The organism is Fictibacillus tiangongensis, from assembly GCF_048083785.1.
GTDB lineage: Bacteria > Bacillota > Bacilli > Bacillales > Fictibacillaceae > Fictibacillus.
On the sequence record NZ_CP182294.1, the window covers coordinates 3,972,838 to 3,996,251 of the forward strand.

General features: G+C 44.1%; 18 protein-coding genes. 3 read left to right on the top strand and 15 right to left on the bottom strand.

All coding sequences use genetic code 11. The features are described from left to right. Positions 1-107: 107 nt before the first annotated feature. From rpoE to ACNJYY_RS20875, 9 genes are all read right to left on the bottom strand, one after another. Positions 108-626 carry a DNA-directed RNA polymerase subunit delta gene (rpoE, locus tag ACNJYY_RS20835; protein WP_416731925.1) on the bottom strand — a complete coding sequence of 173 codons (519 nt, stop codon included), beginning with the start codon at positions 624-626 and terminating at the stop codon, positions 108-110. A 622-nt stretch (positions 627-1,248) separates the two neighbouring features. Then, entirely contained in the window at positions 1,249-4,512 is a 3,264-nt protein-coding gene (gene icmF, locus ACNJYY_RS20840; protein WP_416731926.1) for a fused isobutyryl-CoA mutase/GTPase IcmF, read from the bottom strand. 15 nt (positions 4,513-4,527) lie between these two features. Beyond that, positions 4,528-5,151 carry a TetR/AcrR family transcriptional regulator gene (locus ACNJYY_RS20845; protein WP_416729971.1) on the bottom strand — a complete coding sequence of 208 codons (624 nt, stop codon included), beginning with the start codon at positions 5,149-5,151 and terminating at the stop codon, positions 4,528-4,530. 10 nt (positions 5,152-5,161) lie between these two features. Next, positions 5,162-6,118, bottom strand: a complete 957-nt coding sequence (meaB, locus tag ACNJYY_RS20850) for a methylmalonyl Co-A mutase-associated GTPase MeaB (RefSeq protein WP_416729972.1) — start codon at positions 6,116-6,118, stop codon at positions 5,162-5,164. 231 nt (positions 6,119-6,349) lie between these two features. Beyond that, a complete protein-coding gene (locus tag ACNJYY_RS20855) occupies positions 6,350-7,492 on the bottom strand; it encodes an acyl-CoA dehydrogenase (RefSeq protein ID WP_416729973.1) in 1,143 nt (380 codons plus the stop codon). Positions 7,493-7,507: 15 nt separating this feature from the next. Next, complete coding sequence (locus tag ACNJYY_RS20860) at positions 7,508-8,647, bottom strand: acyl-CoA dehydrogenase (protein ID WP_416729974.1); 1,140 nt, start codon at positions 8,645-8,647, stop codon at positions 7,508-7,510. 171 nt (positions 8,648-8,818) lie between these two features. Beyond that, positions 8,819-9,673 (bottom strand): 3-hydroxybutyryl-CoA dehydrogenase, encoded by an 855-nt coding sequence (locus tag ACNJYY_RS20865; RefSeq protein ID WP_144696853.1) that lies wholly within the window; start codon positions 9,671-9,673, stop codon positions 8,819-8,821. 15 nt (positions 9,674-9,688) lie between these two features. Continuing rightward, positions 9,689-10,873, bottom strand: a complete 1,185-nt coding sequence (locus ACNJYY_RS20870) for an acetyl-CoA C-acetyltransferase (protein ID WP_416729975.1) — start codon at positions 10,871-10,873, stop codon at positions 9,689-9,691. Between the two features lie 155 nt (positions 10,874-11,028). Next, positions 11,029-13,161, bottom strand: a complete 2,133-nt coding sequence (locus ACNJYY_RS20875) for a (Fe-S)-binding protein (RefSeq protein WP_416729976.1) — start codon at positions 13,159-13,161, stop codon at positions 11,029-11,031. 201 nt (positions 13,162-13,362) lie between these two features. On the opposite strand from ACNJYY_RS20875, the gene cls reads away from it, so the two are divergent. Continuing rightward, a complete protein-coding gene (gene cls / locus ACNJYY_RS20880; protein WP_416729977.1) occupies positions 13,363-14,553 on the top strand; it encodes a cardiolipin synthase in 1,191 nt (396 codons plus the stop codon). A 381-nt stretch (positions 14,554-14,934) separates the two neighbouring features. Continuing rightward, the gene (gene uvsE, locus ACNJYY_RS20885; RefSeq protein ID WP_416729978.1) at positions 14,935-15,891 is read left to right on the top strand and encodes a UV DNA damage repair endonuclease UvsE; all 957 of its coding nucleotides are present in this window, start codon (positions 14,935-14,937) and stop codon (positions 15,889-15,891) included. Here uvsE and ACNJYY_RS20890 read toward each other — a convergent pair. The 5 genes from ACNJYY_RS20890 to ACNJYY_RS20910 form a co-directional block, all read right to left on the bottom strand. Next, positions 15,884-16,657, bottom strand: coding sequence for an alpha/beta fold hydrolase (locus ACNJYY_RS20890; RefSeq protein WP_416729979.1), 774 nt, complete (start codon positions 16,655-16,657; stop codon positions 15,884-15,886). The two genes, uvsE and ACNJYY_RS20890, sit on opposite strands and share 8 nt — an antisense overlap. A 7-nt stretch (positions 16,658-16,664) precedes the next feature. Then, complete coding sequence (locus ACNJYY_RS20895) at positions 16,665-16,835, bottom strand: DUF1427 family protein (protein WP_066399082.1); 171 nt, start codon at positions 16,833-16,835, stop codon at positions 16,665-16,667. 89 nt (positions 16,836-16,924) lie between these two features. Further along, on the bottom strand, positions 16,925-17,488 hold the full coding sequence (locus ACNJYY_RS20900; RefSeq protein WP_416729980.1) for a DinB family protein: 564 nt from the start codon (positions 17,486-17,488) through the stop codon (positions 16,925-16,927). Between the two features lie 537 nt (positions 17,489-18,025). Next, positions 18,026-19,696 (bottom strand): arginine--tRNA ligase, encoded by a 1,671-nt coding sequence (gene argS / locus ACNJYY_RS20905; protein ID WP_416729981.1) that lies wholly within the window; start codon positions 19,694-19,696, stop codon positions 18,026-18,028. After that, positions 19,693-20,133: a DUF1934 domain-containing protein gene (locus ACNJYY_RS20910; RefSeq protein ID WP_191755446.1), complete on the bottom strand. Its 441-nt coding sequence runs from the start codon at positions 20,131-20,133 to the stop codon at positions 19,693-19,695. Before ACNJYY_RS20910 ends, argS begins: the two co-directional genes overlap by 4 nt. Before the next feature lie 220 nt (positions 20,134-20,353). Here ACNJYY_RS20910 and ACNJYY_RS20915 point away from each other — a divergent pair, with 220 nt between their 5' ends. Next, positions 20,354-21,367, top strand: a complete 1,014-nt coding sequence (locus ACNJYY_RS20915) for an NADP-dependent oxidoreductase (protein WP_416729982.1) — start codon at positions 20,354-20,356, stop codon at positions 21,365-21,367. Positions 21,368-21,616: 249 nt separating this feature from the next. Here the strand turns inward: ACNJYY_RS20915 and ACNJYY_RS20920 are convergent, their stop codons facing one another. Next, positions 21,617-23,356 (bottom strand): PAS domain S-box protein, encoded by a 1,740-nt coding sequence (locus ACNJYY_RS20920; RefSeq protein ID WP_416729983.1) that lies wholly within the window; start codon positions 23,354-23,356, stop codon positions 21,617-21,619. Positions 23,357-23,414: the final 58 nt, after the last annotated feature.

The window sequence follows — 23,414 nt, forward strand, 5'->3', positions numbered from 1 at the left end:
AAGATTTGAACATGAATCCAAAAGTTTCGGCCGGCAATCCACGAGTTCTCTTCTAAAAAACAAAAACCAGCGCCTAGGGCACTGGTTTCCACGACTCACGACGAATCTTACAGATCTTCTTCCTCATCTGTTTCTTCCTCTTCGTCTTCTTCGTCGAAGTCTTCATCTTCTTCATCGAATTCTAATTCTTCTTCATCATCGTCATCATCATCGTCGTCATCAGCAAGATCGTCGTCTTCATCAACGAACTCATCTTCTACTTCTAACTCATCGAAGTCTTCATCATCGAAGTCCTCTTCAAAGTCATAGTCATCTTCAGACGCTTTTTTACGTTTAGTTGGTTTGTTCGTTGCACCAAGTTCCTCTTCAGAGCTCTCAACTGGGTACCACGTTTTTAATCCCCATTTATTATCGCCTAATGAAACGAATCGGCCGTCAATGTTCATATCTGTGTAAAAATACGCAATACGGTTTTCCACAGCAGTTTTAGACAAACCTTTGATTTCAGCGATCTGTTTAACTAAATCATAGAATTGAACAGGTTGCTTAGCATTTTGCAAAATTTCAAATGCGATTTCGACCATTGACATTTCAACGACTTGTTCTTTCGTGTACGTGTTCAACATAGCCACATCGGCACTTCCTTTCCTTCTCCACACTCATTTATATCAACACATTGTGCTCATTCTTTAGAAGAATCATACTCTTCATTATAAACAAATCCCATGCGTATATGCCAGTAGTAATCTATCTTTTTTCCATAAAAGGTTTTATAAAAGGTGTAAGGTTGAGCTTTGATGCTTTTTGAAAGTGGTTGATTTCCACTCCAGGTTGCTCGCTTTCCGCGGGGCAGGCGGTGAACCACCTGCCGCTTCGCGCCCCTAAGTGTCTCACCTGACCGCTTGTCCCGCAGGAGTCTCGCAACCTTCTGCTCCAATCAACTTGCATATAGTGAGAATTGAAGTAGCAAAGGTCACCAGCTTTAAAAAACCTTTTTTAAAAGACTCTTTCTAAATGCCAGTGCTAAGAGAGACCTTTGAGAATACTTCCTCGAATAGTTAATTGAAGCGGAAGGACGAGACTCCTGCAGGATGAGTGGGACAGGTGAGACCATTCAATGACGCAAAGCGGCGAATGGGCTCACCGCACACCCTGCGGAAAGTGAGTCCTGAAGCGGAAATTAACTCTCTTAATCGTCTCGCAAAGAAAAGAGAACCGCTCAAACTGGCGGCTCTCTCCTTTCTCACACTACATGTTTCTTCTATACTTCCCGCCTACTTCATAGAGCGCGCTCGTGATCTGACCGAGGCTTGCAAATCTTACCGTATGCATGAGCTCGTCGAATATGTTTCCGCCGGATAAGGCAACATTTTTGAGACGTTTAAGAGCTTCACCCGCTTGGTCTTTGCTAGACTCTTGGAACGCGTTCAGATTTTGGATCTGCTGTTCTTTTTCATCCTTTGTTGCACGAGCGAGCTGCATGTTGAACTCTTCTTCTGATGGTGGATTCGGGTTCAGATACGTGTTCACGCCGATGATCGGGAGAGAACCGTCATGCTTTTTCATTTCATAATACATGGACTCTTCTTGGATCTTTCCGCGCTGATACTGTGTTTCCATCGCACCCAGCACGCCGCCTCTTGTGTTCATGCGCTCGAATTCTTGAAGAACCATCTCTTCTACTAAATCGGTTAATTCTTCGATAATGAACGAACCTTGAAGCGAGTTCTCATTACGAGCCAAACCAAGCTCTTTTGTAATGATCATCTGAATGGCCATCGCACGGCGAACGGATTCTTCTGTTGGCGTTGTGATCGCTTCGTCATACGAGTTCGTGTGAAGCGAGTTACAGTTGTCATAGAGTGCCATCAAAGCTTGAAGCGTCGTACGAATATCGTTAAAATCAATCTCTTGCGCGTGAAGTGAACGTCCAGATGTTTGGATGTGGTACTTCAGCTTCTGGCTGCGCTCGTTCGCTTTGTATTTATCACGCATAACTGTAGCCCAGATTCGACGGGCAACACGGCCGATTACGCTATATTCTGGATCAAGTCCGTTTGAGAAGAAGAACGATAGGTTTGGCGCGAATGCGTTAATATCCATTCCACGGCTCAAGTAATATTCAACGTACGTAAAGCCGTTCGCAAGTGTAAACGCGAGCTGTGTGATCGGGTTCGCACCAGCTTCTGCGATATGATAGCCAGAGATCGAAACCGAATAATAGTTACGTACTTGATGATCGATAAAGTACTGCTGAATATCCCCCATCATACGAAGAGCGAATTCCGTAGAGAAGATACACGTGTTCTGTCCTTGATCTTCTTTTAGGATATCTGCTTGAACCGTTCCACGAACAGAGGCAAGCGTCATCTCTTTAATCTCTCTGTACTCTGCTTCGTTCGGTTGTCTGCCGTTCGTATCCGCAAAGATCTTCACTTGCTGATCGATCGCGGTGTTCATGAACATGGCAAGAATGATCGGTGCCGGACCATTGATTGTCATCGAAACTGATGTAGAAGGAGCGATCAGGTCGAATCCGTCATACAGCTTTTTCATGTCGTTTAGCGTACAGATGCTCACACCGCTCTCTCCGACTTTTCCGTAGATGTCCGGCCGGTGATCCGGGTCCTCTCCGTAAAGCGTTACCGAGTCAAACGCTGTACTCAAGCGCTTCGCATCGTCATCTTTTGATAGATAGTGGAATCGGCGGTTCGTACGTTCAGGCGTTCCTTCTCCAGCGAACTGACGCTTCGGATCTTCACCTTTACGTTTAAAAGGAAACACACCTGCTGTATATGGGAAAGAACCAGGCACGTTTTCTTTCATAATCCATTTTACGATGTCTCCCCAGTCTTCGAACTTTGGAAGAGCAACCTTTGGAATATCAAGACCAGAAAGACTTTTCGTCGATAGCTCGGTCACGATTTCTTTATCACGAATCTTTGTTACGAATTCTTTTTTGCTGTACATTTCTTTTAGCTCTGGCCACTGTTTCAGCATTTTTGAAGTCGATGGTAAAAGTTTTTCTTCTACTTTTTCAAGCGCTTTGTTTAAACTCGCCTCTACTTCTTCACCTGCTGCGTCGTACTCTCTTACTGTTTCAAGCGTTCCTTGAATCTGGAACGACTTGCGAGCAAGTTTCGCCTGTTCGTTCACCGTTTCATGATATTTACGAACGGTTTGTGCGATCTCGTTTAAATATTGCGCGCGTTCACCTGGAATGATGACGTTCTTTTTCGCGGTCATTGCATCATGAGCAGGCTGGATGCCCCAATCCATACCTGACTTCTCTTCAATCACTTTCATCAAGTGATAAAAAAGGACGTTCGTGCCCGCATCGTTAAACTGGCTCGCGATCGTTCCGTAAACAGGCATTTCATCTAAGTCTCTATCAAACCAGTTGCGAGAACGCTGATATTGCTTCTTCACATCACGAAGCGCATCTTCAGAGCCTTTGCGCTCGAACTTGTTGATCGCGATAATATCTGCATAATCGATCATGTCGATTTTCTCTAATTGTGATGGTGCACCAAACTCACTCGTCATGACGTATAGAGAAGCATCAGAGATCTCTGAGATTCCAGCGTCCCCTTGGCCGATTCCGCTCGTCTCAACAACGATCAGATCAAATCCAGCTGCTTTTGTTACTGCGATCGCATCCTTGATCGCATCAGACAGCTCAGAACGTGAACCACGCGTAGCAAGTGAACGCATGTACACACGCGGATGATAGATCGCATTCATACGGATTCTGTCACCTAAAAGCGCTCCGCCAGTCTTTTGTTTTGTCGGATCGATCGAGATAATCGCGATCGTCTTGTCTTCACATTCGTTTAAGAAGCGTCGAACGAGCTCATCGGTTAATGAACTTTTCCCCGCTCCACCTGTTCCTGTGATTCCTAGAACCGGCACTTGTTTTTGCAGGCTTTTCAATTCGTTTAACGTCTGTTCAGCCGTTGCTGCGATTTCTTCCGGTGCTTGCTTCACATTTTCTGCTAATGTGATCAAACGCGAAACAGAGCGAACGTCTTTTTCTACTACTTTTTCGATCTCATCCGTTAAAGAGGTAACCGTCGGAAAATCACACTCTTCTACCATCTTATTGATCATGCCTTGAAGGCCTAGCAACCTTCCATCTTCCGGTGAAAAGATGCGCGTTACGCCATAAGCATGCAGCTCTTTGATTTCAGGCGGGATAATAACGCCCCCGCCTCCGCCAAAGACTTTGATATGTCCTGCACCGCGTTCTTTTAATAGATCGATCATGTACTTAAAATATTCAACGTGCCCGCCTTGATAAGAAGAGATCGCGATTCCTTGAACGTCCTCTTGGATGGCTGCACTCACCACTTCATCTACAGAACGGTTATGACCGAGGTGGATGACCTCACAGCCGTTCGACTGAATGATTCTTCGCATGATGTTAATCGACGCATCGTGACCATCAAAAAGACTGGAAGCGGTTACAAATCGAACCGGATTCTTCGGCCGGTAAATATCGGTCTGAGTCATTTCATTCATCCTTTCTTATGCTCCTTTTATGCCGTACAACAATTGCTGAAGCTGTAACTGTGTATATTCTTCCAATGTATAGATCTTCTGCAGCGCCCAGCGTCTGAACGTCCACATCTGTCCGAGGATCACAATATTGTGAGCCGCTGCTGGAATCTCGTTTTCACTTAATTGCAGTTCACCTTGCTTTACTACTTTAAAAAGCAGTTCTTCAAAGATCGCCGTCATTTCTAACTCTTTTTTGAGTACATAAGGAAGAGCTTCATGCGAGAGCGACTTTGCTTCTTGATACATGACGAGCACTTCATCCTGCATATCGTCCATCACTTTAAAATAAGCCGCGATCGCACGCTCGACTCCTTGAATGCCGCTGTCTTCTCCATTGATATCCTGCTGCAGCCTCAGCTTAACGCCGTCATAGATGCTGTCGCAGACGAGATAAAGAATATCTTCTTTTGACCGGATATACTCGTAAAGTGTGCCGATGCTGAAACCAGAAGCTTTTGCGATCTCACGGGTTGTCGTGCGGTGGAAACCGTTCTCTTTAAAAAGAGAGACCGCCGCTTTTACCATCTCTTCCCGTCGTCTCTGAATCAATTTTTCGTCTTTTACGAGCGACGGCACTTCTTTCTTACCCAATTGGCCTCCCTCATTTCTGTTTCCCGTCAGCCGGCTGCATTCGTTTTAAAAGAATCTCTTCTGCAGCTGTATAAGGGTCTGTCGTACCTGATTCTAAGTCGGCCAGCCAGGAGAACCCATTTTTCTGTTCTTGTTTCCACACTTGCTGATAGATTTCATGCTGAACCACTTCCATCACCTCACGCTTCAGGTTAGAAAGCTTTCTTTCCTTACCTTCGCCGCTCTTCTCTAAATATTCACGGTGCGTTAGAAGCGATTCCCATAATTCGTGTAAACCTTTATTTTCAGTAGAAATCGTCTGAATGACTGGCGGTCGGTACGGACTGTCGTGCTTCACAAGGTCAAGCATCGCTTCGATCTCAGCAAGAAGCTTCGGAACGCCTGGCATATCCGCTTTGTTCACAACGAACAGATCCGCGATCTCCATGATTCCCGCTTTAAACACTTGCACAACATCTCCGCTGCCTGGGTTCAATACAACCGCAACCGAATCTGCTAGCTTCATAATGTCGAGTTCTGATTGTCCGACTCCTACTGTCTCTATTAAAATCACATCAAAACCATAAGCATCCATCAGCCGCACCGTTTCTTTCGTAGACCGGGAAAGACCTCCAAGACTGCCACGCGTCCCCATGCTTCTGATGAAAACGCCAGGGTCGGTAAAATGGTCAGCCATCCGAACGCGGTCTCCGAGGATAGAGCCGCCACTGAACGGACTCGTCGGATCAACGGCAACAACCGCAACAGTCATCTTCTTTTTACGCAAAAAAGAGATGAGACGATTGACGAGCGAGCTTTTCCCGGCACCCGGTGAACCGGTGATGCCGATCCAATGAGCGCCTTTTTGCTGCGGGTAGATGCTCTTTAGAAGCTCGAGTTTGTCTTCACCGTTGTTCTCAGCAAGCGTGATCGCTTTCGCGAGAGCACGTTCCTCTTTTTGCTGGATGCGCTGTGCTAATGGATGCATGGTTTCCTCCTAAATATTTCAGTAACTGTTATTTGTAAAGGTTAATCTCTAAAAGATTTGTGCCTTGGGTTTTGCTACATTGAAAAGTTGATTGGAGCGCAAGGTGCGAGACTCCTGCGGGACAAGCGGTCAGGTGAGACACTTAATGGCGCAAAGCGGCAAGTGGCTCACCGCCTGCCCCGCGGATAGCGAGCAACCTGGAGCACAGATCAACCTCTCACAACCCACAAATTAATCTTTCAAAAGCATCTTAGAAATAACGAGACGCTGAATCTCTTGTGTACCTTCGTAGATCTGCGTGATTTTCGCATCACGCATGTAGCGTTCTACTGGATAATCTTTCGTGTAGCCGTATCCGCCGAATACTTGAACTGCGTCTGTCGTTACTTCCATCGCGATGTCTCCGGCAAATAGCTTCGACATCGCGGACTCTTTTCCGTATGGAAGACCTTCTGATTCTCTCCAAGCTGCTTGATAAGTTAGTAGGCGAGCCGCTTCAACTTTTGTTGCCATATCTGCAAGTTTGAACCCGATCCCTTGGTTTACACCGATCGGCTTACCAAACTGTTTCCGGTCTTTTGCGTAGTTTACAGAAGCATCGAGTGCTCCTTGAGCGATTCCTACTGCTTGAGCTGCGATTCCATTACGGCCGCCATCAAGAGTCATCATCGCAATCTTAAAGCCTTCTCCTTCTTTCCCTAGAAGGTTTTCAGCTGGCACACGGCAATCTTCAAAAATGATTTCTAACGTTGGAGATGAACGGATGCCCAGTTTCTTTTCTTTTTTACCAAAAGAAAAGCCTGGTGTTCCTTTTTCTACGATGAACGCAGAAACTCCTCTTGATCCCGCTTCAATATCCGTGCGCGCGAACACAACATAGATCTCCGCGTCTCCAGCGTTTGTGATGAAGATCTTTGAGCCATTGATGATATAGTCATCGCCGTCTTTTTTCGCTGTCGTTTTCATGTTTCCTGCATCTGACCCGGATCCTGGTTCTGTTAAGCCATATGCTCCGATTTTTTTACCTTCTGCCATCGGACGAAGGAACTTTTGCTTTTGCTCTTCGTTACCAAACTTAAAGATCGGCCATCCTGCAAGAGAGGTGTGAGCAGATAGCGTTACACCGACTGACGCACAAACACGTGATAGTTCTTCAACTGCGATCACGTAGCCTAAGTAGTCTCCGCCGATTCCACCGTACTCTTCTGGCCAAGGAATTCCGCAAAGGCCAAGCTCACCCATTTGATCAAAGATCGCGCGGTCAAAACGCTCCTCTTCGTCACGTTCTGCTGCTGTAGGTTCTACTTCATTTTTAGCAAAATCACGCACCATCTTGCGGATCATTTCATGTTCTTCAGATAACATAAATTGCATTTCTATCTCTCCCTCTTATCCTAGTAAATGTTTGCTTAATACCATGCGTTGAATCTCGCTTGTTCCCTCATAAATCTGACAAACCTTCGCGTCACGGAACAGTCTTTCTACTGGATACTCTTTCGTGTAGCCGTACCCTCCATACACTTGAACAGCTTCAATTGCTGACTTCATCGCAGTCTCTGAAGCAAACAGCTTTGCCATCGAAGCTTCTTTTCTGCATGATAGGTTGTTTGTCTTCAAATCAGCTGCACGATAGGTTAAAAGTTTTGCCGCTTCAACCGCAGTCGCCATGTCCGCAAGCTTAAAGCCAAGCCCTTGATTAGCGCCGATCGGCTTACCGAACTGTTTTCTTTCTTTTGCATAGTTCGTTGCGAATTCTAATGCCGCCTCTGCGATACCAAGGGATTGAGCAGCAATTCCGATCCTGCCCACATCGAGGTTGCTCATCGCGATCTTGAAGCCTTCCCCTTCATTACCTAAAAGATTTTCAGCAGGTACACGCGCATCTTCGAAAATGATCTCGCACGTGTTCGATCCGTTCAACCCCATTTTTTTCTCTTTTTTCCCTACCGAAAAACCTGGTGTATCTTTATCTACGATGAAGGCCGAGATCCCGTAGCTTCCTTTATCAGGTGCTGTTGAAGCAAAAACGATGTACACATCCGCTTCTCCCGCGTTTGTTATAAAAATCTTAGAGCCGTTCAAGATGTAATGATCGCCCTTTTTAACTGCTCTCGTCTTTAAGCTTGCTGCATCAGAACCTGAACTAGGCTCTGTTAGTCCGAACGCACCAAGGTATTCTCCACTCGCTAACTTAGGAATGTATTTTCTCTTTTGTTCTTCATTCCCGAAATAAAGAATCGGATTCGTTCCAACACTCGTATGGACGGATAAAATTACGCCGATCGTCGCGCTCACTTTTGATAGTTCATTGATCGCGATAATATAGGACGTAAAATCCATCCCTGCTCCGCCATATTCTTCTGGTATCGGTATGCCCATCAGTCCGAGCTCTGCCATCTTCGTGATGAGATGACGCGGAAACTCTTCTGTCTCTTCCATATGCTCAATGGCCGGTGCTATCTCTTTCTGCGCAAAATCCCGTACCATCTTTTGCATCATCTTTTGTTCTTCAGTAAATACGAGGTTCATGGTCTCTCCCCATTCCTATAGTGAAATGCCGACTCTTGTAGTCTCTCTCCGTGATTTCTCTCTATTTGTACTTTCTTTGCTTGCTGTTTTTCTGTTTGTTTTTCTTTGATCTATTTTTGGTTGCTGTCTCTTCCACAAAGACAAAAATGGAATTTTTGTCTTTGTGTGGGGTCAGACCCCGTAGTTGTAGAAGCCTCTGCCTGACTTCTTGCCGAGCCAGCCGGCTTTTACGTACTTTCTTAACAACGGGCACGGACGGTACTTGTCATCACCGAAGCCTTCATGCAGCGTTTCCATGATGTAGAGGCACGTGTCTAGCCCGATGAAGTCTGCTAGCGTTAACGGCCCCATCGGATGGTTCATCCCGAGTTTCATAATCTCATCGACCGCTTCAGGGGTTGCCACACCTTCATATACCGAGAAGATTGCTTCGTTGATCATCGGCATGAGGATGCGGTTGGAGATGAACCCTGGGAAGTCGTTCACTTCTACGGGGACTTTTTGCAGCTTCTTAGATACCGACTCGATCGTCTCGTAAACGTCATCCGCTGTTTGAAGTCCACGGATGATCTCTACGAGTTTCATAACTGGAACGGGGTTCATGAAGTGCATGCCGATCACTTTTTCAGGTCGGTTCGTTGCAGCCGCAATCTCTGTGATCGGAAGTGAAGATGTGTTCGACGCTAAAATCGTATGAGCTGGCGCATATTGGTCGAGCATCTTGAAGAGCTGTGTTTTTACGTCCATGTTTTCCACGACCGCTTCGATTACAAGATCTGCATTTGACGCGTTTTCTAAGGAAACAGAAGCTGTAATGCGGGACAGAATGGATTCTTTCTCGCTTTCATCCAGACGTCCTTTTTCCACGGAGCGGTTTAAGTTTTTAGAGATGATTCCGATTCCTTTTTGTACGAACTCCTCTTGCATGTCATGCAGAACAACGGAATAGCCCGCTTGCGCACAAACTTGCGCGATTCCTGAACCCATCTGTCCTGCACCGATCACCATAATGTTTTGAATGCTCATGAATATTGCTCCTCCTTATTTCTTCACTTCTACTAAGATCGCGTCACCTTGCCCGCCGCCTGAACAGATAGAAGCGATGCCAAGTCCGCCTCCGCGTCTTTTTAACTCGTGGATCAATGTTAGTACGATGCGCGTGCCGCTCGCCCCAATCGGGTGACCTAACGCGACTGCTCCACCGTTCACGTTCACTTTTTCAAGATCTAATCCCGCAAGTTCAGAACTCGCTAGCGCAACAGCTGCAAATGCTTCGTTTATTTCAAAAAGCTCAATGTCTTCTAATGATTTTCCTGTTTTCTTCAACAGTTCATTGATGACAAGACCTGGCGTTTTCGGAAAATCCTTTGCTTCAACAGCAAGTGCTGTGTGACCTAGAATTGTAGCCATCACTTCTTTGCCCTCTTTTTCCGCACGTTCTTCACTCATCACGACTACTGCCGCTGCACCATCGTTTACGCCTGGTGCGTTTCCTGCAGTGATCGTTCCATCTTGAGAAAATACTGGTTTTAATTTTGAAAGAGATTCAACAGACGTATCTTTACGCGGTGATTCATCTTGGGAAACGACAATCGGATCACCTTTTCGTTGAGGCACTTCCACAGAAACGATCTCTTCTGCAAAAATTCCTTTTTCAATCGATTCGATAGCACGGCTATGACTGCGGTACGCCCACTCATCTTGGCGCGCGCGTGAGATTTCCATCTCTTTGGCTACGTCATTTCCGTAGATTCCCATGTGAACACCTGTAAACGTACACGTTAATCCATCATGCACCATGAGATCTTTTACTGAGCTATCTCCCATACGAAGACCCCAGCGCGCTTTCGGTAAAATGTAAGGCGCGTTGCTCATCGATTCCATTCCACCTGCTACGATGACTTCTTCGTCACCCGCACGGATGATCTGATCTGCCATCGTGATCGCACGAAGACCTGACGCACATACTTTGTTGATCGTTTCTGTTTTCGTCTTCCAAGGTAAACCTGCTTTTTCTGCCGCTTGGCGAGAAGGAATCTGCCCTTGCCCACCTTGAAGAACACAGCCTAAAATGACTTCATCCACCGCGTCTGGAGCAACGTTCGCTCGTTGAAGCGCTTCTTTAATCGCTATTCCGCCCAGATCTGACGCTGTAAGAGAACTTAATCCGCCACCAAACTTTCCTACAGGTGTCCGTACACCACTGACGATTACTGATTTTGTCATATGAATAACCTCCCGATTCGTATGGTAGAGCTGCGAAAATTATGTTAACGCTTACAAATGTGTTTAAAGACGAGCCGAGCGAACGCTCAGTCGACCAACTTCCAAGCATGAAGCTGCCAGCTCAAATGCAGGCAGCTTAATTACATGCTCAAAAACTACTGAAGAACTTCTTGTTTCTGTGAGCCAAACATCGATTTTTCTAGGATTTCAACAACATCGAGTGTTTGAACTTGCTCTTCCACTTCTTTCGCTTTCGTTCCGTCACTCAACATCGTTAAGCAATACGGACATCCGCTTCCGATCATGGTTGGATTAACAGCAAGAGCTTGTTCTGTACGCGCAACGTTCACACGAGATCCTGCTTTTTCTTCCATCCACATCATTCCGCCACCCGCTCCACAGCACATTCCGTTCTGACGGTTGCGATCCATCTCAACGACCTTCACTCCTGGAATTGCTTTTAAGATATCACGTGGTGGTTCATAAACTTCGTTATAGCGGCCGAGGTAACAAGAATCGTGATACGTGATCGTTTCATTCACCTCGAACTTCGGCTTGATTCTTCCTTCTTTAATCCAGTCTGCTAAAAGCTCTGTATGGTGATACACTTCAGCTTCAAGACCAAACTCTGGATATTCGTTTTTGAACGTATTATACGCATGCGGATCGATTGTGATGATCTTCTTAACATTATGCTTTTGGAACAACTCGATGTTCGCGTTCGCCATCTCTTGGAATAGAAACTCGTTTCCAAGTCGACGAGGCGTATCACCAGAGTTCTTTTCTTTGTTTCCTAAGATCGCAAACGTGATTCCTGCTTCGTTCATGATCTTCGCTAAAGAAAGTGCGATTTTTTGTGAACGATTGTCATAAGCACCCATCGAACTTACCCAGAACAGGTACTCGAACTCTTCACCCGCTTTTTCTTTTTCTTTTACAGTCGGAACCACGATATCTTCTTTCAGCTCGCGCCAGTTCTCGCGTTCCTTTTTAGAGATTCCCCAAGGGTTACCTTGCTTCTCAATATTTTTGATCGCACGCTGCGCTTCTGCATCCATCTTACCTTCAGTAAGAACAAGATAACGACGCATGTCGATGATTTTATCTACGTGTTCGTTCATAACTGGACACTGATCCTCACAGTTACGGCAAGTTGTACATGCCCAGATCTCTTCTTCTGTCATGACTTCACCGATCATCTCAACATCATAAGCAAGTGCAGAAGATCCGTCTGTTGTTGCAGCTGTTTCCTCAGCGCCCTTCCCTCTCGCTTCAAAAGCGATCTGGTTGCCTGTTGTGTTCGAGAAAGCGAACGCTGGCATCCAAGGCGTGCGAGATGTTACGGCAGCTCCTTTTACCGTTAGATGGTCACGCAGTTTAATGATCATATCCATCGGTGATAGCATTTTACCAGTACCTGTTGCCGGACAAACATTTGTACAACGCCCGCACTCTACACATGCATAGAGATCAACAAGCTGCTTTTGATTGAAGTCTTCAATTTTATTCACACCGAAAACTTCTTGTGTCTCATCTTCAAAATTGATCGAAGAAAGCTTTCCTACTTTATCTTTGCGCCCAAGCCAAACGTTTAGTGGACCTGCGATCAAGTGAGCATGCTTGGATTGTGGAACATACACTAAGAACGTTAATAAGAACAATAAGTGAATCCACCATGAGATAAAGAATACGACTGCAGCACCCGTTTTCCCTAAGAAACCAAGAGCCATTGCAATTGCAGAAGCGATAGGCGCCGTCCACTCGTACGGTAGATCGTGCCAGATAATCTCTGCTCCGTTCCCAACTAATACGGAAAGCATCAAGCCGCCGATAAACAGAAGAACCAATCCAGATTTAAATCCACGCTTCAATCGAACAAGCTTTTCAACATATCTTCTATAAAAAGCCCAAACAACTGCGATCATGATCATCGTTGTTACGATTTCTTGAAAAAACGTGAATCCTGGATAAAGCGGGCCTAAAGGCAGATGCGATCCAGGTGCAAGTCCCTTCCATATAAAATCGATCGCTCCGAACTGAACGAGAATGAATCCATAAAAGAACATGATATGGATAATTCCACTCTTTTTGTCTTTCAACAGCTTCTTTTGACCAAATACATTCACTAAAACTGCTTTAATTCGTTCTTGAACCGTATTATCAAACTCTACTTTCTTACCGAGCTTGATGAATTCAAACCTTGTTTTTACAACATAAGCAAACAAAAATAGTGCGTAAGCGGTTACAAAAAGAAATGCAAGCCAGTTTGCTACCATTAAGCCGTCCATCGCTCTCTCTCCCTTCCAATGCTGCTATTCCCTAATTCTTTCTCTTTTAATAATTCTAAATGAAATTAATTTTCTGACTTCATTATAGCATAAAAAATAAATGAATGAGCATTCAGTCAACATCCGTGCAAAAAAATTTTTAGTGGTTTCATATGGTGGGGGTATACTATATAAAAGTTTGATTAAAAGGAGGAGAAGAACATGTGGATCGTTTTAGTGATGATAGCCATTGGATTTTTGGCTTGGATCGACTTTTATTTAGGACATAAACAAACGACCTCAAAAGAAGAACCTCCTGTAAACACAACTGGCCATATGCACCTTTTAACAACGGGTTCTCATTTTTTCGATTCACTGTTTCAAGACATAGATCAAGCGAACAAATCGATCTACATACAGTTTTACATATTACGAGATGACGAACTCGGACAAGAGCTATGTAAGAAGTTGATCACAAAAGCACATCAAGGCTTAGAAGTTAGACTGCTTCTTGATTACATGGGGAGTTACGGGCTGAAAAAAAAGACGGTTAACAGTCTAAAAGATGCTGGTGTTCATTTTGAATACAGCAACAAGCCGCAATTTCCGTACCTCTTATACCGCATCAATCACCGAAATCATCGAAAAATCACGATCATCGACTCAGAGATCGGCTACTTGGGCGGATATAACGTAGGAAATGAATATATTGGCAGAGTTACCCGGTTTGGAGATTGGCGTGACTATCACTTAAAATTAAAAGGTAACGCTGTTATCCAATTGCAGCGTCTGTTTATCGACGATTGGAACGGTTCAACAAATGAAAAGATGACTCATAATGAGACCTCCTCTTTTCTCAAAGAAGAAGAGGCAAAAGAGCTGATGCTTCTTCCTTCAAAAGGACAGGCTGGCTACCGCTATTTTTATACAAAAATAAAAGGTGCGAAAAAAAGCATTTTTATAGGTTCGCCATACTTTATTCCGGGTAAAAAGATGAACAGAGAGCTTTTGTCAGCACTCCATCGCGGCGTCAACGTGAAATTACTCGTTCCGATGAACCCCGATCATCCTTTTGTCCAAGAAGCTTCTTATCGTTTCGTTAAACCGCTCTTAGAAGCTGGAGCAGAGATCTATCAGTTTCATGAAGGATTTTATCATTCCAAGATTGTTATGTTCGATGATACGATCTGCGATATTGGTACCGCAAACTTTGATCTTCGCAGCTTTTTTTATAACGACGAGCTAAATTGCATCTTTACAGATAAATCGGAGATTCAAGCGGTGAAGCAGGTGCTCGATTCAGATCTTGAACGCTCTGAGAAATTGACGCTAGCCCGCTTAAAGAAGACGCGCCGTTCCGTGAAAGTTCGTTTTAAAGAAGTGGTGGGTTTTGTGCTATCGCCTTTTTTATAAGTTGAAAGTGAATTCTTTGTAGATTCTGAAAGTGTTGATTTCCGTTTCAGGTTGCTCGCTTTCCGCGGGGCAGGCGGTGAGCCTCCTGTCTAGTTGCAGTGACTAGCCCCTCGAGGTCAAAAGTTAAACAGTCAAGAAGGCAAAGTGCGCCTTCATAGCCCATTCAACTTTTGCTTGTCGGGGCTGAACGAGTCACTTCCACATTTCGGACTGCCGCTTTGCGCCCTTAAGGGTCTCACCTGACCGCTTGTCCCGCAGGAGTCGGCAACCTTACACTCCAATCAACCATTCAATGATGCAATTTAGTAGTACTTCTTCATAAGATCACGACTTTCTTGGAAATATATCAAAAAATTAAACCAAAACACTAGGGGGCCAAACATGTTAACATCTTTCGGATTTGTATCAACGGCTCTCAACTTATACGAGGCCTCACCTGCAAAAACGATGACTTATGCTACTTATCAAAAACGTGATGAGAAAGAACGAACAGCACAGCTTCTTGCTATCACGAAAAACAATCTCGAGCGCACACTGCGCGTTCTTCATTATTGCATCGCGCACGAGCTTCCTCTTCACCGCATGTCTTCTTCGATCGTCCCTTTAGCTACCCACCCTGAAGCAGCTTGGGATTTTTTAAAGCATACGAAGAAAGAATGCAAAGAGATCGAAAAGCTTGTAAAAAAACACAACATCAGAACGAGCATGCATCCTAATCAGTACACCTTGTTTACGAGTCCTCGTAAAGAGGTGACGTTAAACGCGGTGAAAGATATGCAATATCATTTTGATCTGCTAAAAGGGATGGGCATTGAGGACCGAAGCTATATTAATATACATATCGGTGGGGCTTATGGTGATAAGCCGTCTGCTTTAGAACGTTTTTATGAAAATATAAAACTTCTCCCAGCCGATGTTAAAGCAAGGACGACTCTTGAGAACGACGATAAAACGTTCACGACCCAAGAGACGATAGAAGTCTGTGAAAATGAAGGAATCCCGCTTATGTTTGATTACCATCATTACATGGCAAATCCAGATGACAATGGTTCGCTAGAGGAATTACTTCCGAGGTTCGTGAAAACGTGGGAGAATACAGGCCGACCTCCAAAGGTGCATCTTTCTTCACCAAAAGACGAAAAGGCGTACAGAAGCCACCATGACTTCGTTAGTCTCGATTATGTGCTGCCGTTCTTTAAACTGATGTCCAATTATACAGATGAGCTGGACGTAATGATTGAAGCGAAACAAAAAGACCGCGCCGTTCTTCAGCTCGTTGCTGAGCTAGAGAAAGTACGCGGTTTTAAAAGGATGAGCGGCGGAACCATCCTTATGTAAGGCATGGAATAAATTTTCTAACCTCTGCATTAAAGCTTGCATAATGTTTGATCGGAAGCTGATGCAGCGCTTTGTTTAAGAGAACGAATTTTGCTTTCGGGTGAACATTCCTTGCGTAGATCCTTCTATAAGGATGCATATATTCCGCTTGTTCCCCGTAAATGAACAATAACGGAAATCGCCACTCTTTCAGCTGATCCGTGCATTGGAAGGAAAGACTTTCTTGGTAGAACCGCTGCCACGTTTTAGGATCTGTCAGCTTATGATAAGACAGCATTTCTTTTCGATCTTCTGGAGAGTTCGAATGTGTGCTGACAAGAATCTGATTGAGTAGGGCTGGTGCATTTTTGACCAGCCTTATTCCTGTTTGAAACTGTTTTTTCAGTGCGAATGTAGAAACTTGAGGAAAGCCTCCACTCAAAATAAGACCCTTTGTGCGCTGCGGATATTTTTGAACAAACGCTTGTGCGACCGAACCACCTGCTGAATACCCACAAATATATGCCTCTTCTAATAATAAGTGATCCAATAAAGAAGCCACATCATCTGCCAAGTCCCATATCGTAAACGTTTCTGGGTCTTTACTAGACGATCGGCCATGCCCCCTACAATCAGGAAAGATCGTCTGATAATCCGACGCTAATTCTTTTTGGTACTTGAACACGAGGTGACTCATACCGGGCGGGTGTAAAAAAACGATTGGCGCACCGGTTCCTAGCTTTTCATAATAGATTTGCAACTCAGAGGTCAGTCCGGCTAACGCCAAGTTTTCCTCACTTTAGAAAAGTACCTGCCATCCAGATGTAAGCTTGATAGCCTAAATAGATACCGATGATGCCCATGATTCCTGGTAATGCGGGTGGTGCCGGAATCGGGAGTTTTAACAGGGCAAAAACAAAGCCTACGAGGGCGCCTGTTATTAATGATAATACGATCAACTTCATATATGTACCCCCTCTTTCAAACGAGTTTCCAAACCTATCTCTTATTAATATGGCATGTTATCCCGACATTATCCCTTTTTTCGTTGCGGTTAGGATTGCGCAGAAGATTTCGCTGCCGCGAGCTCATATTGCTTTTTTATAATACGAATCTGACCGCGATGACTCAGTTCATCTTCAAATACATGAAACCATTTAAAGTAGTTGTTACCGAGCTCATTCCCCCACCACGGTGTTTTTTCATAGAGCCACGAGTCTTCAAGCTTCTGAAAATGCTGTAATGTAATTTCACGGGTCTTTTTTAAGTCTTCTAGATAAAATTCCGCTGTATTGCCATGAATAATCGTCGCCGCCTCACCTAGATCGAGTGCAGGCTGCAAGGTCTCTGCATAACGCTCGATCTCCTCCTCTGGCAGATCTTTTCCGTCGAATGTGATAAATTGATAAATCTTTTCTACAGCCACAAGATGAGCGAGCAGCATGCCGATTGAATTCCCGATTCCGTTGATTCTGTAATCGAGCTCTTCTACGGATAGATCGTGGACATCCCAAATCGTCGTTTCCCTCGTGTAGTCCATCATGGATATCAAGTTGGAAAATTCTTTTGAGTACCCTTCAATCTGTCCGATAACAAAAGGGCTTTTAGATGATGTCATTTTTGGAACCTCCTAAGCATTGATGTGCTTCAATAGAATTCAAGAAAAGCTTGGGAATTCCTTTTTTGTTTTGTTGAGTCCGTGAATGATGGGAATCGAGGAGAAAATCTTTTGTATCGAGCATAATTTCTCGGCATCGAGCATATATTTCCGGCATCGAGCATATATTCCCGGCACCGAGCATATATTCCCGGCATCGAGCATATATTTCCGGCACCGAGCATATATTCCTGGCATCGAGCATAAAATCCTGGCATCGAGCATAAATTCACGGCATCGAGCATAAATTCCTGGCATCGAGCATATATTCACGGCATCGAGCATATATTCCCGGCTTCGAGCATATATTTCCGGCACCGAGCATATATTTCGGGCACCGAGCATATATTCCTGGCATCGAGCATAAAATCCCGGATTCGAGCATAAAATCCCGGATTCGAGCATAAAATCCCGGATTCGAGCATAAAACCCTAGAATCGTTCGAAAACTTCTTCCAAAACGAAAAAAACCTGTCCGAAGACAGGTTTCCTCTATATATTACATACGCTCTGGTGCTTCTACACCGATGATGTTCAATGCATTCTCAATCGTTACTTGAGTAGCTTTCATCAATGCGTAGCGCGCTTGTGATTTTGTTTTATTTTCAGGATCAAGTACACGCTCAGCGTTATAAAAGCTATGAAGAGCTGAAGCCAGCTCGAATACATAGTTCGTTACACGGTGCGTTAAAAGCTTTTCTGCTGCTTCATTGATCACTGCAGGGAATTCTCCGATTTTCTTCAACAGCTCGAACTCTTTTTCAGAATCGATCTGAGAAAGATCCACGTCTCCCTCATAAGAAAGACCCATCTCTTCCCCTTGGCGAAGCATGCTGCATACGCGTGCATGTGCATATTGTACGTAGAACACAGGATTTTCGTTCGATTTTGAAACCGCTAAGTCCATATCAAAATCAAGGTGAGTATCGTTAGAACGCATCGCAAAGAAATAGCGAGTTGCATCGATGCCCACTTCTTCCATCAGTTCACGCAGCGTTACCGCTTTACCCGTACGCTTACTCATACGAACTTTTTCACCGTTTTGGAACAGGGAAACAAGTTGGATGATCATTACATCGAGTTGCTCTTTATCATAACCTAAGGCTTGGATCGCCGCTTTCATACGCGGGATGTAACCGTGGTGGTCAGCGCCCCAGATGTTGATCAGCTTCTCAAACCCGCGCTCAAACTTGTCGTTATGATACGCGATATCTGGTGTTAAGTATGTGTAAGATCCGTCATTCTTGATGAGTACTCGGTTCTTGTCATCATCATAATCTGTCGTACGGAACCATGTCGCGCCTTCTTCTTCATAAACAACACCTTTAGCTTTTAACTTTTCGAGTGCTGCATCAATTTTTCCGTTTTGATAGAGAGAAGTCTCAGAGAACCACACATCAAAATCTACACGAAATTCAGCGAGGTCAGCTTTTAGTTTTTCAAGCTCTCGTGTAAGACCGTATTCACGGAAAAAGCTAACACGCTCGCTCTCGTCTTTCTCTAACCAAGAATCGCCGTACTCTTCTGCAAGATCTTTACCAAACTCGATGATATCCGCTCCGTGGTAACCATCTTCAGGCATCTCTTTATCCTTGCCTAGCGCTTGAAAGTAACGAGCTTCGATCGAAGTAGCTAAGTTGTTGATCTGATTTCCAGCATCGTTGATGTAGAACTCACGAGAAACGTTATAGCCTGCATAGTCTAGGATATTGCAGATCGTATCACCAACAGCTGCACCACGTGCATGTCCTAAGTGAAGCGTTCCTGTAGGGTTTGCAGATACGAACTCGACTTGAACCTTTTTACCGCCGCCATGCTCAGTTCGTCCGTAATCCTTGCCCGCTTTTAATACAGTCGGTACAAGCTCTGTTAAATAAGAGTTATCCATGTAAAAGTTAATGAAACCAGGACCTGCGATCTCAACTTTTGCGATAGATGCCTTACTCTTATCAAAATTTGCAACAAGATCGTCCGCGATCATACGAGGAGCTTTTTTTGCGACACGTGCTAATTGCATGGCCATGTTCGTCGCGAAGTCACCATTCGCTTTATCTTTCGGTACTTCAAGAACGACTGCAGGCAGTTCTTCTTTTTTAGCGAGTCCTGCTTTAACGACCGCTTCTTCTATCTCTTCTTTTAACAGCTGCTTGACTTGGTCAAGGATATTCATGCTTTTGCCTCCTGAAAATTAATCTTGATTCGATGTGTTCCTGTATGTTCACCCTGTAGAACCAGCTCGTATGCGAGATTTAGATCTCCCGTCTGCTTTTGCTGATTCCAGCGGAAATTCATTTCATGTGTAGTCGTTTCCATCCAAAGCTGGCCATATGGGCTGTCGTACATGCCTTTTGTCGTTTGGCCGATTAAATATTTCTGTTTCATAGATACACTGCCTGAGCGAATAATCAGAATACCAGCGTGCGTTATCTTAATCACATTATTGACAGAACCTGCACCTTCTATCTCTTCCTTATACTGAAGATAGGTGACGTCCCCACGTTTATAGAGCTTACCTTCTGTCTCGGTGAAATGTTTCTCCGCTTCACCGCTGAAATGTACTTCTGAACTTATCGAAAGCGCAACAGACAATTCCGTATCTTGATCCATGCGAACAACACTTCCTTTTTTGATGTCCCTCTTTAACTTACCTATTATAAAAGATTTCACTGCTTCCCTTCAACCTTATGGGTGTCTTTTTAAAAATTCATGGTCTTATTAGGTAAATTTATCCTAAAAACACGTTTTCATGAGTGGATGATTTGGAATGAAGGCAGTGAATGACGTATTATACACTCGAGAAGAAGAAATAGAAATGAGGAGGATCTTAATGAAAAACGAAAGAATTTTACTCGTGAATCGACCAAAAGGCGCACCTCAAAAAAGCGATTTCCGCTTCGAGGAGGCTTCTACTCCTGCACTAGAAAACAATCAAGTACTGTTAAAAACGATTTATCTATCGGTAGATCCATATATGCGCGGACGCATGAGTGACCGCAAATCGTATGTACCTCCATTTCAATTAAACGAACCGATCTCTGGCGGTATTGTCGGACAAGTTGTTGAATCTCGTTCAGATGAATTGGCAGAAGGCGACTTTGTGATCGGTAACTTAGCATGGCAAAAATACAACGTAGCAAGTGATGCTGAAGTTCGTAAATTAGATCCATCTCTTGCTCCGCTTACGGCAAACTTAGGCGTATTAGGCATGACAGGCTTAACGGCATATTTCGGTCTGCTTGATATCGGCAACCCACAAGAAGGCGAAACCGTTGTAGTCAGCGGTGCCGCTGGAGCTGTTGGTACGATTGTTGGCCAAATCGCCAAGATCAAAGGTGCACGTGTTGTCGGCATCGCAGGTTCAGACGATAAGATCTCTTACTTAAAAGATGAGCTGGGCTTTGATGCTGCGATCAACTACAAGACGGAAAATGTATATGAGGCATTAAAAGCAGCTTGTCCGGACGGTGTTGATGTTTATTTTGATAACGTCGGCGGTGAGATCTCTGATAGCGTATTGGCGTTGATCAACAAAGGTGCTCGCATTCCTGTTTGTGGCCAGATCGCTCTTTACAACCTTGAAAAAGCAGATGTTGGTCCACGTATGCAAAGTCAAATTCTGATCAACAGTGCTTTGATGAAAGGATTCATCGTTAGCGATTATGCGGCTCATTTTGAAGAAGGCGCGATCGAGCTTGCTAAATGGGTAAAAGAAGGTAAGATTTCTTATAGCGAAAACATCGTAGACGGCTTTGAAAATACGATTGATGCATTCTTAGGACTGTTCTCAGGTGAAAACACAGGAAAACAGCTCGTAAAAGTAGCTGAGCCGGAGAATGTGTAACAAAAGGCGATAGATTAAGGAGCTTCTCACTCGAAAAAAGGTGAGAAGCTTCTTTTTTTGAAGTTGTGGAGATGCTGTTCAAGATATTTCGAGAAATTAAATAGATAATACAGCGTAAATTAAACATATTACGGCGAGTTTCAACTATAATTTGGCCACTTTTTAAGTTATATCGACGAGTTTACAAAAATCGACAAATACCATAAAAAAACTTGAGCTGAAAACAATCATCAGCTCAAGCCCATTACATCACACCGGTAAAATCATACTAGCAGTCGTTCCCTTGCCTTCTATACTCGTAAACCGCAGTTCACCGTTATGTTCTTTCATGATTTTCGAACTGATCATCAGACCTAGCCCAGTCCCTTTTTCTTTTGTCGTATAAAAGGGCTCACACATTTTCTGGATTCGATTTCTCGGAATGCCACATCCTTGGTCTTTTACGGCTACATGGATCTTTCCATCCATCATTTCGGCCTGAATCGTGATCTCTCCCCCATCTACCATCGAATCGATCGCATTTTTCAACAGGTTGATCAACACTTGTTTCAGTTCGTTTTCTTCTGCATGAATATGAGGCAGAACATCAGGCATCTTTGTATGGATCTGTATGTTTTGTACGATTGCTTCTGGCTGAAGTAAGGTTTCTACAAATTCAATGATTTCTTTTAAACACGTCTTTTTATACATTCTAACTTGGGGCTTAGCCAACAATAACAGCTGCCCCATGATCTGATCGATGCGGTTCAGTTCTTTGTCCATAATGCTGTAGTAGTTGGATGGATCGCTTTCTTGTCTTTCTTGTAAAAGCTGAACAAATCCTTTTAGTGAAGTCAGCGGATTACGGATTTCATGCGCAACCGAAGCCGCGAGCTGGCCGACGATTGAAAGTTTGTCAGACTGACGCAGCATATCTTCTGATTTTTTTCGGTCTGAGATATCACGCGTAACCCCTATGATTTCCACAACTTTACCAGTGTCATCCGTGATGCTTTTGCACGAAGTTTCTAGCCACACATAATGTCCGTCCTTATGCTGTAAGCGAAAAGGTACGGTTTTCGTACATGGTGACGCGATTAACTCTTCATGTGCTTTTCTCGATACTTCTTCGTCATCGGGATGAAGCATATTATACCCAGTGCCACCTAAAATTTCTTCAGGTCTTTTTCCTAATAACGCATACGATGCAGGTGAAATATACGTAAATGAACCGTCCGCTTTATGTGTTGTGATCATATCCATCGCATTTTCAGCAAGCAGCCTGTATCTCGCTTCGCTCTCTTCTAGCAGCTGTCGGGACTCGATCTTTTCCGTTACTTCCCGGCCAAAAACAAGCAAGTTCTTACGAGCTCCGTTTGGATGAAACACAGGAATTTTATATACATCAAAAAAGCGTGTACTGCCGTCTCGTGCAGGCACGAATTCTTCACACCTTACAATTTCTCTTGCCTGCCACACTTGCTCATCCGTCTCGATACAATACTGAAAAACATCATGAAAATCTGGCGTGATCTCCGCTAAATCAGCATCGGTCTTTCCGGTAAAATCAAATCCAGGCAGTTCAAATAGTTCACCTACAAATTCATTAGCAAATACAAAGCGCCCATCTCCGTCTTTGATGCCAATAAAATCGGGAACGATGTTCATTAACGTTTTCATAAGAGGTTCCTGACAAGAATGAACGACAGCCGGCAGTTCTTTCAAAATATAATAGCGAGTAGAACTCTCGATAAACGGCAAAGACCCTTCACTCACTTTTACCGAAATAAATCCATTCTCAGCAAGCAAAGTTCCTTCTTCACCATCTGAATGTCGTAAAAGAACTTCATCTACTAACTTTCCTGTTTCAAAAGCAGCTTGATCTGTCAGGTTTAAGTAATGGTGATTCACTGCTATAATTCGTTCATTATTATCCACTACCACAACTGCTTCAGAAAGCTGATCGATAAACGTTTGGAAATACTCCAACTCATTTGAAATCGCTGTCATTTCATTTGTCCCCCCTTTATCCAACTAATTCTCTAATGTAACTATAGCAAAAAAGACA